Source organism: Pseudoalteromonas sp. AWH4_217, from assembly GCF_056161105.1.
The window spans coordinates 164,876-177,467 of the sequence record NZ_JBSWYM010000008.1 but is presented as its reverse complement, the minus strand read 5'-3'; the positions used below and the strand labels follow the sequence as shown (position 1 = coordinate 177,467).

Sequence of the window (12,592 nt, the reverse complement as noted above, 5' to 3'; positions counted from 1 at the left end):
CCAGCCCTGAGCGCAATATTCTTACTCCATATGTACTTTTGTTCGAAGTTACCCATGCTACCATGCACTATGAAACGGGTTGGTGTATCAGGGACTGGGGATGAGAACTTGAGTTTTAAAGGGTAATGTCAAAGGTAAAATAAACTATTGGCGTATAGAATCGTTACAGTCCATTGAACACTGAATGAAAGCTCGCTCTAGTGAAGCCTCAATAGTAACGCTGAACCAAAGTTTGCATTTTACTGTGGCTGACGACGATAAATGCAAATTGCGCGTTGGTACCCTCCGCCACTTGGTGATAAAATTTGGCCCACAAGCATTGAGGTCACCATAAGCACAAACTGTGACCAACACTGAGACCAAAAAGTAAGAAAGAGAATGTCTCAGATTAGTATTATGATATTTAAAGGCTTTTTATTCTATGTGTGAACTTTTGGGCATGTCTGCCAATGTACCCACAGATATTTGTTTTAGTTTTTCCGGGTTGCTGGAGCGTGGAGGGAATACCGGGCCGCATAAAGATGGCTGGGGGATCACGTTTTATGAGGGGAAAGGGTGTCGGACGTTTAAAGACCCTGAGCCAAGCTGTCAGTCGGAAATTGCTAAGCTGGTTAAAGCCTATCCGATCAAAAGTGTGTCGGTGATCAGCCACATTCGCCAGGGCAACCGGGGCAGAACCTGCCTTGAGAATACCCACCCTTTTACCCGCGAGCTGTGGGGCAGGGAGATCACCTATGCTCACAACGGCCAGTTGTCTAATTATAAGGACCTGACTACCGAGTTTTATAAGCCGGTGGGCAACACCGACAGCGAGCTGGCGTTTTGCTGGATTTTGGACAAGATCCGTGAAAAATACCCGAAACGGCCAAAAAACATGGCGACCGTATTTCGCTACGCCGCTAAGCTGGCAAAGACCCTGATGGACAAAGGAGTCTTCAATATGCTGCTGACCGATGGCGTATTTGTACTGGCGTATTGCTCTAACAATCTGCACTGGATCACGCGTCGTGCACCTTTTGGTAAGGCAACACTCATTGATGCGGATATGGTGGTGGACTTTCAAAAAGAAACCACCCCGGATGACGTAGTGACCGTGATTGCCACCCGGCCACTGACGAATGATGAGCAGTGGAATAAGATGGAACCTGGAGAGTCTGTGTTGTTTAAGCTTGGAGAGAAAATATAGCGCCGACCTGTCGAGCCGGCTTTCTGAATTAACGACACAAAAAAGCCCTGACTATCAGGGCTTCCCATGTTACTGAGCCGGCTGCTCTGCATCAAAGCTTTTTAGCTGGATCATAAACTGCTCCACGCCATCTTTACCTTTAAACATTTGCACAACCGAGTAGTGGTATGCTGGTGCCAGCCACGCCATGGCCTGGCGCTTGTCATTATCGTACAGACGCTTAATTTTTATGGTTTCTACATTACCGATAGGCAGTGTGATGGCCTCGGTGCCAAGCACTTCAAAATCATAGCTGCGGACATTGCCATTTTTATCCACAATGGGGTAGCTCATTTTGGTTTTACCGGCTTTCACATCATTGCGCAGCGCTATCTGGTATGACAAAACATCCTGGCGCTTTTCGTTCCAGTCGGCATTGATGGGATACTTTTCATCGTCTTTAAAGAGTTGCTTATTTTCTCTGTCAAAGCGGATCTTGTAATTTTTATCGGGGCCAGTGCCTTCGCGCTTTAGCGTATACAACAAAGGTTTTGGCACTTTATCATGATAAGTAAACAGAGAGTTTTCAGTTCGCTCGTCTGAGAAGATCATCCATTCGATATTGCTTTCGTAGTTGAGTGAGTAGGTGTCGTTTGAGACTTTCGAAAGCTCTCTGATGGCGTTGCCATGAACCTCGCCTTTGCGCAATACGTCATATTCAGCGCGGTAGGGTACAATGTCACTGGCAAATAGGGAAGATGAACAAACAGCGCTTAAACCTAATAGTAAAGCGCTGTATTTTTTATTCTTCTGGGTAAGTTGCGCCTTGAGCTGGAAGGGGTTGATTGTCAAAAACGGCATAGTCTGCTTCCATCGTTAGTCTGTGTTCGCTGAACCACTTGACCACCAAAGGATAGATTATATGTTCTTGTTCATGAACCCGCTGTGACAGCGTTTGCGCAGTATCATCAGCCAGGATTGGCACCTTGGCTTGTACGATGACCGGTCCACCATCTAGTTCTTCTGTCACGAAGTGAACACTGGCGCCATGAAACGTTTCTTTTGCATCAATCGCTCTTTGGTGGGTATTCAGCCCTTGGTACTTAGGCAACAAAGAAGGATGAATGTTCAACATTTTTCCTTTAAATTTTTGCACTAAGTCTGCAGTTAGAATACGCATAAATCCAGCTAATACAACTAAATCTGGATTATAAGAGTCAATTAATTGCGCCAAACGTTGGTCATAGGCTTCGCGGCTGTCAAAGTCTTTATGACTTAACACTTGCGTTTCAATGTCCGCTTGTTGGGCTCTTTGCAGCCCGTACGCGTTGGCTTTATTACTGATGACGGCACAGATCTCGCCATTGATGTCGTTGCGTTGACAGCCATCCATAATGGCCTGTAAATTGGAGCCACTACCAGATATCAACACAACAATACGAATTGGAGATCGGTTGGGTGCCATTACTCGGCACCACCCAGGATTTCAACTTGTTCTTCGCCTGCATTTGCAGCCTGAATTTCACCAATGTGCCAGGCGTTCTCGCCCTGTGCTTTTAGTATCTCCAGACTCTGCGTTAGCTTGTCGGCTGGTACTACCAGGATCATACCAACACCACAGTTGAATGTACGGTACATTTCGTGGGTGCTGATGTTGCCGTTTTCTTGTAGCCAGTTGAATACTGCAGGCCATTCCCAGCTATCGCCTTTTACAACTGCTTTGGCTGACTCTGGTAATACGCGTGGGATATTTTCCCAGAAACCACCGCCTGTGATGTGTGACAGGGCATGTACGTCTACCTCTTTCAGCAGTTCCAGAATCGGCTTAACGTAGATGCGTGTTGGCTCTAGCAGGTGTTCAGACAGGGGTTTGCCTGCAAACTCTTCGCTGGTATCTGCACCAGATACTTCCAGTACTTTGCGGATCAGCGAGTAACCGTTTGAGTGTGGACCGCTTGAAGCAAGTGCGATAAGTTGGTCACCTTCGGCAACTTTAGTACCATCAATGATCTTAGACTTTTCTACTACACCGGTACAAAAACCAGCCATGTCATAGTCTTCGCCTTCGTACATGCCTGGCATTTCAGCTGTTTCACCGCCGATCAGGGCGCAGCCCGCCAGCTCACAGCCAGTACCAATGCCTGTGACCACGTCGGCAGCAGTGTCAACATCCAGCTTTCCTGTTGCGTAATAGTCAAGGAAAAATAGGGGTTCAGCACCTTGAACTATCAAATCGTTTACACACATGGCAACCAGGTCGATACCTACGGTATCGTGCTTTTTAAGATCGATGGCCAGACGCAGTTTAGTACCCACACCATCTGTGCCAGCAACTAAGACAGGCTCTTTATATCCGGTTGGTAGTTCGCATAATGCACCAAAGCCGCCAATACCGCCCATCACTTCAGGGCGACGTGTCTTTTTAACTACCCCTTTAATGCGCTCAACCAATGCATTGCCCGCATCGATATCAACGCCTGCGTCTTTATAGCTAAGAGACTGTTTTTGTTCGCTCACAGGTTTTCCTCAAAAATAACAGAATGGATTTGCTTAGAAACGCGCGTATTTTACATCAAATGCGCCAGTGCGGCTAGTCGATTTGGTTGGCATAAGTATGGATAACCCAGGTAGCTGATGGTGCTAAATATTCACTTGTCAGGTCGATGTACCTTGTATCTGCAACGCGCGATAGTGATTTGTTCACTATACTCAGTACATTTCAGTCAGTGTGAATGTGGTAGATGTGGAAAACCTGAGCTTAGGCCTTATTTTGACTGGGTTCCTGCTGTTGGTAGCAGCGTTATTCCCTGCAACACATATCTGTCGGATTGCGCAAAACAGAGGCTGGCAGGTGTTATTTGCGTTGGTGTTATTTTTTATCTGTGGTTATCTGGCCTTTGCACATCAAGTATATCGCACTGAGAACGACTCCCCTTTGGTATTAGGTTTGTCAGTGATCCTGATGCTCGGTGCTGTCTTTGTTGTTGTGGTGGTTCGGCTTAGCCGTGCCAGTCTGCTTCAGCTTCAGGATATTGCTGAGAGTGAACGCTATCAGGCCCGCCACGACTCTCTGACACAGCTCGAAAACCGTCAGGAATGTACCAAGTACATTGAGCAGTGTATTGCCAAAGGTAGTGCATTCAGTGTGTTACTCATGGATATCAATAACTTTAAACAAGTAAACGATGCGCTCGGGCACTTTTTTGGTGATAAATTACTCATTGCATTTGCAGTCAAAATGCGGTCTTTGAATCCCCGTGGGTGCAAGGTCTTCAGAATGGGTGGAGATGAGTTTGTCATCGTCACGCATTCGGCAAGCGAGACAGAGTTATTTGGACTCAATAATGCACTGCTCAAAACATTTAATGACGGTCTGGTGATTGATGATGTTCAGGTCGACGTATTCTACAGCGCAGGTGCCTGTATCTTTTGTGTAGAGGAAAAGCTCTCCGTTACCCAACTGCTTAAGCACGCCGACATCGCAATGTATGCAGCTAAAAGCAGCCGTCAAAGCCTGGTGATATTCGACCAAACTTTACACGATGACGTGGAAGCCGAGTTTGAATTGTTTAACGCGCTAAAAATGGCGCTTAATAACAATCAGCTCGAGGTGTACTATCAGCCACTGGTGTGTGGGCATAATAATGAAGTGCATGGACTAGAGGCTTTACTTCGCTGGCGCGGTAACGATGGCGCTTTTATCAGCCCGATGACCTTTATTCCCATTGCCGAAAAAAACAATTATATAAAACAGGTCAGCGCATTTGTGATTGAGCGTGTATTCAGCGAGTTAAGCCACTTTCTGACCATAGAGCCAAACGTGACTGTACATATCAATTTATCCTGCCAGGACTTTCATGGTCGTTATCTCATTAATCAACTTGTTGAGCTTCAATCAAAGTACAATATCCGAGCAAGCTGTATCGTATTTGAGTTAACAGAGAGTATGGTTATGGTCGATGTTGATCAGGCTAAGTATATGATAGGCATGTTGATTGATATGGGGTTTTCAGTCAGTATCGATGATTTTGGCACTGGATTCTCGTCTTTTTCTATGCTCAGGGAGTTGCCGATCTCTCAGATTAAAGTAGACCGTTCATTTATTACGAATTGTCTGAGTAACGACAAGGATCAGGCAATCGTTGAGACGACCATTTATCTGGCGAACCGACTGGGTTGCTCTGTGGTGGCTGAGGGAGTTGAAGATAGCAAAACCGCGGCCTACCTTAATAGTAAAGGGTGCCAGTACTTGCAGGGGTATTATATTAGTGAAGCGCTTGAGCGAGAGAGCGCAAAACAATGGCTGCATTCTCACCGGGTGGTTAAGAAAGTACTTAAACGTTAAATAGAGATCATCTGTGCGCTTCTGTGCACACTGGGTTAACCTGACCTGTTCCTGAATTTGAACGATTTCCATACACTTTTTCACACACTCAACATGACTTTAGCGTTACAGTTAATAGCACACCATCTGACTCTATGCTCTGCGCTGGAGCTAGACCAGGAAGTCAACTAATAAAAGTATCGAGGAACGAACGTGAACAAATTACTTGTCGGAATTTTCTTATTGCTGTTTTCATCCCTGACATGGGCCTCTAAAGCACCCTTGGCGCTCATCAATGAGGTGGGGGAAACCCTGTTTTCAGATATCAAACAAATCAATCAGGATGGTCAGGCGAGCCCACAAGAAATGCGTAAATTAGTGAGGGCACACCTGATGTCACATATTGATATTCGGTTTGTGTCCTATAAGTTGCTGGGCAAACACATTAAAGGTCTTACAAAACCGGAGGCTGTTGCGTTTATTTCGGCGGTTGAACATTATCTGGAAGTGAGCTACGCAAGCGCGCTGATGCAATACAAAGGCCAGCAGGTAAAGTTTGAGTCTATGCCCATGGATGAACAAAGCAAGTATGCAACCGTCAAAGCGATAATTAAGCAACCTGCGGGCCCTGATATCGATATCCATTTTAAGTTTCGCAAAAGTAAAAAAGGGCAATGGCGGGTGTATGACCTGGTTGCGGAGGGAATTTCTTTACTAAGTGCGAAACAAAAAGAAATCTCGGTGCGTATTTCACAGGTCGGTCTGGCTGAGGTGACGGCTGAGCTGAATGCCAAAAGCTAATTGAGTAGCCATTGCTAGCTACTCAGGCTGATATAAATTTGTATGACGTTAGAAATCTCTCGGGGAGAGAAACTCACCATTGCTGATCTCTTCCCAGGTTTTTGCGGCCAGAGTATCCAGAGCACCTAAGTCTTTGCCGCTTGAGGAAAGCTTATGTTCTACCGGCAGAATATCAATGTGTTCAAAACCAGATAGCTGCGCCACGCGGGCAAAGGTGTATGCATGCTTATATTTCTGCTGCTTATAAAAAATACTCACCAGGCTGGCAAATACTTCGGGATCCGGTGTTTCTCCCGCTTTATTTAGCTCAAGCACTCGATACAGAATATCAATGGTTTTATCGTCGTCAATTTTCGCGTAAAAAGTAGCAAGAAAAAGCTGTATTTCCGGGTCGCTTTTTACATTGTCCTGATCTTGCATATTCAGTAGCTTGTTCAGCGCAAGTCGATTGTTCCGTCTGGACCAATGATAGTAAAGCAGGCCGGGGTGCTCCGTGTTGATTGTGTCCTGGTAGATACGAGTCATTTCCTTAAGGCTGGTCAGATGACCTTCAACGCGTGACGTGGTTTTTTCTTTTAGTTTGATATGCTCAATTTGCGCGGCCAGAGAAACACACTCGTTATATTGTTCAAAATTTTTCAGCAAAGTGTATCGATTGTCATCTGTCGGCGCTTTGTATTCTTGATAACGCGCAAATATCACCTCTGCGCGCTCCTCTTTACAATGGCTATCTTTGTTGAGATCTTCACAAAACCCAGGGGTCTCAGTGCAGATTTTATTCAGCGTGATTGTGTCATCGCAGCCACTGAGCAACGCTGTCGTAATACACAGGCCTGATATTAGCCACCACCTCATTGTTGTACGTACTCCAAGTCTTTGTTGTTGCGCGTGTATAGTACCAATTTCGACAATTCTGGCCACCCTTTATTTACCTCAAGTGTAGCAAGGGATTGCAACCAAAGCGCGTCTCAGCTGTTTTTCTTATATTTTAATGCTCATGTGGCAGGTCAATCTGTGTAAGGTAAACTGTGGAGTTAATTTTACAGTAACAATTCTCAGTAAGTGGTGGAGAATTGCAGCCATTTCAATTAAAATGTCGCTGCCTTGGGGCCTGTTGACTCTCAAATTATGCAATACATCAGGCTCGGTTAGGCTATCCGTTCAAAAATTGTTTATTAGGCAGAAAAAATGACCTTATCTCACGAGCAAGAATATCAAAACAGCTGGCAAGAACGTCAAGACTACGCAGAAAGCATGCAACCGATCATTGGTCGTTTGTACCGTAATCTGGGTGTTGAAATTGCGGTTTATGGCCGTCCTCTTGTAAATACCAGCACCATCGATGTTATTAAAGCCCATAAGACAGTCGCACGTTTCGAAGAAACTAAACTGCGTTTGCGCGAGAGCTTTCCTTTCCTGGAAGCCATCAGCAAGATGGAACTGGCTCCTGGCCGTGTTGACTTAGGTAAACTGGCATATGCTTACATTTATAAAAACGCAGGTGAAGGTCGTTCAATCGAAGAATACCTGAACGCTGAGCTTGCTGATCTGCTTAATACAGGCAACCGTCCGGCCCCTCGCGACGTTGTTCTGTATGGTTTTGGCCGCATCGGTCGTCTGTTGGCGCGTTTGTTGATTGAACGCGGCGGTTCTCACGCTGACCTGCGACTGCGTGCAATTGTGGTACGTGGTGGTCGTGATGGTGACCTTGAAAAACGCGCAAGCTTACTTCGTCGCGACTCAATTCACGGTCCATTCAACGGTTCAATCACTGTTGACCATGAAAAAGGCGCTATTAAAGCAAACGGTAACTACATTCAGATTATCTATGCAAACTCTCCTGAGGAAGTGGATTACACTCAATACGGTATCGAGAATGCACTGGTTGTAGATAACACGGGTGTATGGAAAGATGAAGACGGCCTTGGCAAACACCTGAAGTCTAAAGGCGCTTCTAAAGTACTTCTGACTGCACCAGCTAAAGGTGACATCAAGAACGTGGTTTATGGTGTTAACAATGGAGATATTCTGTCTGAAGACAAAATTGTGTCTGCTGCAAGCTGTACTACTAACGCCATCACGCCTGTACTTAAGGCACTAAACGACAAGTTTGGTATCAAGAATGGCCACGTAGAAACAGTTCACTCTTACACCAACGACCAAAACCTGATCGATAATTACCATAAAGCCGAGCGTCGTGGTCGCAGTGCCGCACTGAACATGGTTATCACTTCAACAGGTGCTGCTAAGGCTGTAGCAAAAGCATTGCCTGAGCTAGCTGGTAAACTAACGGGTAACGCAATCCGTGTTCCTACACCAAACGTATCAATGGCTATTTTGAACCTGAACCTGAATGCTGAAACAACGGCTGAGGAACTAAACGAGTTCCTGCGCGAAACATCTTTGCATTCTGAGCTTCGTGACCAAATCGATTACACTGCGTCGACTGAAATTGTATCAACTGACCTGGTTGGTAGCCGCTACGCCGGTGTGGTTGACTCGCAAGCGACTATTGTTGACGGCGACCGTGTAGTACTTTACGTATGGTACGATAACGAATTTGGCTACAGCTGTCAGGTTGTACGTGTAATGCGCGATATGGCTGAGGTGGAATTCCCGAGCCTGCCGCGTTAATTCACGCTTTGTCCAAAAAAGCCAGCGATTGCTGGCTTTTTTTGTTTTTGTCTCGCACCAGGTGTGTTAGGCTTGCAGCAGATTTATTGCTACAAATCACTAACAAAAATCATCAAGGTTAAAACAAAATACCTTGACTGTGTGACGTGCCGTCAGGCGCTTTGCTCATAACATCTGGCGCAATGAGATGGTTTTTTTATTTAGGGTATATGATGAAGATCACCAGTAATTTTGACAGCGGAAATATCAAAGTAATTTCTGCTGAGGCTCCACTAGATATTCAGCTGGAAATTAACCACGATAACGATTCTGAATTTTTTCAATGGTTCCACTTCCGTCTTGAGTCGACGCCATTTGTAGAACACAAGCTTCATATTAACAATCTGCAAAACTCGGCTTACCCAGAAGGGTGGGATGACTATCAGGCTGTGGCCTCTTATGACAGACAAACCTGGTTCCGGTTGCCGAGCACCTATCAGGATGGTCAGTTGGTGATCGACTTTGAACCTGAGTGTCATCATACTTACTTCGCTTATTTTGCTCCGTATAGTTATGAGCGTCATTTGGATCTGGTGTATTGGGCACAGAGCCATGATGCATGTCGCGTAGAAACACTGGGTGAAACTCTGGATGGCCGTGATATCAGTTTGCTGTGTGTCGGTGAGCCGGGAGATGAAAAGAAAAAAATCTGGATCACCGCACGTCAACACCCTGGTGAGACGATGGCAGAGTGGTTTGTAGAAGGCCTGCTGCACAAGTTGCTGGACGACGAAGATCCGCATGCTGCAGCTCTGTTGTCGAAAGCGGTGTTCTACATTGTGCCAAATATGAACCCGGATGGCAGCGTGCGCGGTCATTTGCGTACCAATGCCAAAGGGGTGAACCTTAATCGTGAGTGGCAAACGCCGTCGCTGGAAAACTCGCCTGAGGTTTTTCATGTGTTAAACAAAATGCATGAAACCGGCCTGGATTTGTATCTGGATATTCACGGTGACGAAGCGTTGCCCTACAACTTTGTTGCAGGTAGCGAAGGGATCCCAAGTTATGATGCCCGTCTGGCTTCGCTGGAAGAGCAATTTAAGCAGGCTTTGTTGACTATTACACCAGAGTTTCAGGATGAGTTCGGCTACCCGAAAGACGAGCCAGGTCAGGCTAACCTGACTGTTGCATCTTGTGCTGTGGGCGAAGCCTTTAAAGCCCTGGCATATACCATTGAGATGCCATTCAAGGACAATGCAAATTTACCTGATCCACATTATGGCTGGTCTGATCGCCGTTCATATCAGTTTGGTCAGGATACGTTAGCGGCCATCGTCAACGTGGTCGATAATCTAAGATAATCATCATCACAGGCAACCTCATGGGTTGCCTGTTTGCATATAATAACAACGAAGAAGAGGAAGAGTCGTGGACGCGTTAGGAAGTTTTCTGGATAGTCTGGATGCCTTGTTAGGGGGCTCCTGGTGGTTCCCCTATGTATTACTTGGAGTGGGTCTGTTTTTTACCCTGTATTTAAAGTTCCCACAGATCCGGTATTTCAAGCATGCCTGCAAAATTGTCACCGGTAAATACGATAAGAAAAGTCATGAAGGGGACACGACGCACTTCCAGGCCCTGTCAACTGCCCTGTCAGGGACGGTTGGTACTGGTAACATCGGTGGTGTGGCACTGGCAATTTCAATTGGTGGTCCGGCTGCCTTATTTTGGATGTGGATGACCGCATTTTTTGGTATGACGACCAAATTTGTTGAAGTTACCTTATCGCACAAGTACCGTACTAAAGCAGAAGACGGCACTATGGCCGGTGGTCCCATGTACTATATGGACCGTCGTCTTAACATGAAGTGGCTGGCGGTATTGTTTGCAATTGCAACCGTGATTAGCTCATTCGGTACAGGTAGCTTACCGCAGATCAACAACATCGCACAGGGTATGGAAGCCACTTTCAACATTGAACCTATGGTCACCGGCGCGGTGCTATCTATCTTACTTGCCCTAGTTATTCTTGGTGGTATCAAGCGTATTGCAGCGATCACCTCTCGGGTCGTACCTTTGATGGCGGCTGTTTACATCATCGGCGCATTGGCCGTTATTCTGTATAACGCTGAGAATATTATCCCGTCTTTTGCTGCAGTATTTATGAATGCATTCAGTGGCTCAGCTGCTGTGGGTGGCTTCCTGGGTGCCTCCTTTGCTTATGCCTTTAACCGTGGTGTAAACCGAGGTCTGTTTTCCAACGAAGCCGGTCAGGGTTCAGCACCCATTGCACACGCGTCAGCCAAAGCTGATGAGCCGGTTTCTGAAGGTATGGTGTCTATCCTGGAGCCCTTCATTGATACCATAGTGATCTGTACGCTGACCGGTTTGGTTATCTTGTCCTCTGGTGTGTGGACAGAGAAGTTCGAAACGACCTTTGAGCGTTCATCAATGACCATAGTGCACGGCAACTATGTTGAATCGAACGACAGTGACCGGGAAGAATTATACAAATACCTCAATGGGATTGATGGTCATAGTGTTGAGGCATACAGTGGTAACATCCGTGTTGTCGAAGGTGTCGCGGTCAACAAAGACTTTACTGTCATTCACTCGCGCTCAATCGGTGAAGATATCCGTTTTGGGATCACGGCGAAACACCGTTATACCGGAACTGTTGAAGTCGACAAGGGCATGTTGGTCGATACCAGTATTAGCATTAAAGGTAAGTCACTGGTTCACTCTGCTGAGCTGACAACCAAGGCATTTACGCGAGGCTTCTTTGGGGAAAATGGCCAGTATATAGTTTCTATTGGTCTGCTGTTATTTGCATTTTCTACGGCAATTGCCTGGTCATACTATGGTGACCGAGCAATGACGTATTTGTTGGGCTCACGCTCGGTAATGCCATATCGCGTTTTTTATGTAGCCGGGTTCTTCTGGGCATCATTTGCAGATACAACCTTGATCTGGAAGTTGGCAGCGGTCGGCATTGTCGTAATGACGCTGCCAAACCTGTTCGGGATCATGTTGCTGCGTAAAGAAATGAAAGACTCTGTTGATGAGTATTGGGACAAGTTCGATAAAGAGCAGAGCCAGTCTGAAGGAAATACCAGGGTACAAAAAGACAATTCAATGCATTTCCAAAAAGACAAACCTTAATAAACCAAGTAGAATAGGGCGCCACATGGCGCCTTATTTTTTGGTCTTACTCTTTATGAAGCAGTCGTACCACAGGGGCTTACTATTGCTTGATTTGACAGCAGCTTTTTGCTCAGTCAGCGCGATTCTAAGTACTCAGGTATCAGCACTCTAAAGGTGGCCGGCGTGTAAATGCTAGTTTTTCGTTAGGAGTCACTCGAGTATGGCAATTGCCCAATGCCCCAGTTGTAACAAGCCCATTTCTTCTATGCACAAAACCTGCCCAAATTGTCATTTTGATCTTGCGAATATGGATGAGGAATCTCTGCACAGAGAAACAGTTCGCAGACGAATTAAGAAGCAGCAAACTATTATGAATTATTCATTTTTGGCGCTGATCTTATTTCTCGGAGGGTTCTTATACCTATACTGGCAGCAGCCTGTAGAAGGGACATGGGAAATGTTGGCTGCCAAGGGCGCAATTGGTGTTGGCCTGGTTTGGTATTTGGTAAACCGAGTGATTTTAGTGGTACTGAAAAAGAAAAAGTGAA

The 12,592-nt window shown here is 45.9% G+C and carries 11 protein-coding genes; 7 read left to right on the top strand and 4 right to left on the bottom strand.

The window, feature by feature from the left end; translation table 11 throughout:
* Window positions 1–421: 421 nt before the first annotated feature.
* Entirely contained in the window at window positions 422–1,186 is a 765-nt protein-coding gene (locus ACXAH1_RS12010) for a class II glutamine amidotransferase (protein ID WP_138543777.1), read from the top strand.
* 69 nt (window positions 1,187–1,255) lie between these two features.
* Here the strand turns inward: ACXAH1_RS12010 and ACXAH1_RS12005 are convergent, their stop codons facing one another.
* Genes ACXAH1_RS12005 through purM form a run of 3 tightly spaced genes read right to left on the bottom strand, consistent with a single transcriptional unit; the run spans window position 1,256 to window position 3,682 of the window.
* Entirely contained in the window at window positions 1,256–2,026 is a 771-nt protein-coding gene (locus ACXAH1_RS12005) for a DUF3108 domain-containing protein (protein WP_475196934.1), read from the bottom strand.
* The gene (purN, locus tag ACXAH1_RS12000; protein ID WP_475196933.1) at window positions 1,968–2,630 is read right to left on the bottom strand and encodes a phosphoribosylglycinamide formyltransferase; all 663 of its coding nucleotides are present in this window, start codon (window positions 2,628–2,630) and stop codon (window positions 1,968–1,970) included. The genes ACXAH1_RS12005 and purN overlap by 59 nt, the downstream gene beginning before the upstream one ends.
* Window positions 2,630–3,682 (bottom strand): phosphoribosylformylglycinamidine cyclo-ligase, encoded by a 1,053-nt coding sequence (gene purM, locus ACXAH1_RS11995; RefSeq protein ID WP_253044376.1) that lies wholly within the window; start codon window positions 3,680–3,682, stop codon window positions 2,630–2,632. The genes purN and purM overlap by 1 nt, the downstream gene beginning before the upstream one ends.
* 226 nt (window positions 3,683–3,908) lie before the next feature.
* Between purM and ACXAH1_RS11990 the strand changes: the two genes are divergently transcribed.
* Window positions 3,909–5,510 carry a putative bifunctional diguanylate cyclase/phosphodiesterase gene (locus tag ACXAH1_RS11990; protein ID WP_475196931.1) on the top strand — a complete coding sequence of 534 codons (1,602 nt, stop codon included), beginning with the start codon at window positions 3,909–3,911 and terminating at the stop codon, window positions 5,508–5,510.
* A 192-nt stretch (window positions 5,511–5,702) separates the two neighbouring features.
* Window positions 5,703–6,290 (top strand): MlaC/ttg2D family ABC transporter substrate-binding protein, encoded by a 588-nt coding sequence (locus ACXAH1_RS11985; protein WP_475196929.1) that lies wholly within the window; start codon window positions 5,703–5,705, stop codon window positions 6,288–6,290.
* A gap of 48 nt (window positions 6,291–6,338) precedes the next feature.
* On the opposite strand, the gene ACXAH1_RS11980 is transcribed toward ACXAH1_RS11985, so the two are convergent.
* Complete coding sequence (locus ACXAH1_RS11980) at window positions 6,339–7,145, bottom strand: DUF2989 domain-containing protein (RefSeq protein ID WP_475196928.1); 807 nt, start codon at window positions 7,143–7,145, stop codon at window positions 6,339–6,341.
* Between the two features lie 333 nt (window positions 7,146–7,478).
* On the opposite strand from ACXAH1_RS11980, the gene ACXAH1_RS11975 reads away from it, so the two are divergent.
* The 4 genes from ACXAH1_RS11975 to ACXAH1_RS11960 all read left to right on the top strand — a co-directional run bounded on the left by ACXAH1_RS11975 (window position 7,479) and on the right by ACXAH1_RS11960 (window position 12,591).
* Window positions 7,479–8,924, top strand: a complete 1,446-nt coding sequence (locus tag ACXAH1_RS11975) for a glyceraldehyde-3-phosphate dehydrogenase (protein ID WP_475196927.1) — start codon at window positions 7,479–7,481, stop codon at window positions 8,922–8,924.
* Between the two features lie 212 nt (window positions 8,925–9,136).
* Entirely contained in the window at window positions 9,137–10,264 is a 1,128-nt protein-coding gene (locus tag ACXAH1_RS11970; protein ID WP_475197097.1) for a M14 family metallopeptidase, read from the top strand.
* Between the two features lie 67 nt (window positions 10,265–10,331).
* Complete coding sequence (locus ACXAH1_RS11965) at window positions 10,332–12,062, top strand: alanine/glycine:cation symporter family protein (protein ID WP_475196925.1); 1,731 nt, start codon at window positions 10,332–10,334, stop codon at window positions 12,060–12,062.
* Between the two features lie 202 nt (window positions 12,063–12,264).
* Window positions 12,265–12,591, top strand: a complete 327-nt coding sequence (locus ACXAH1_RS11960) for a hypothetical protein (RefSeq protein WP_475196923.1) — start codon at window positions 12,265–12,267, stop codon at window positions 12,589–12,591.
* Window position 12,592 lies beyond the last annotated feature (1 nt).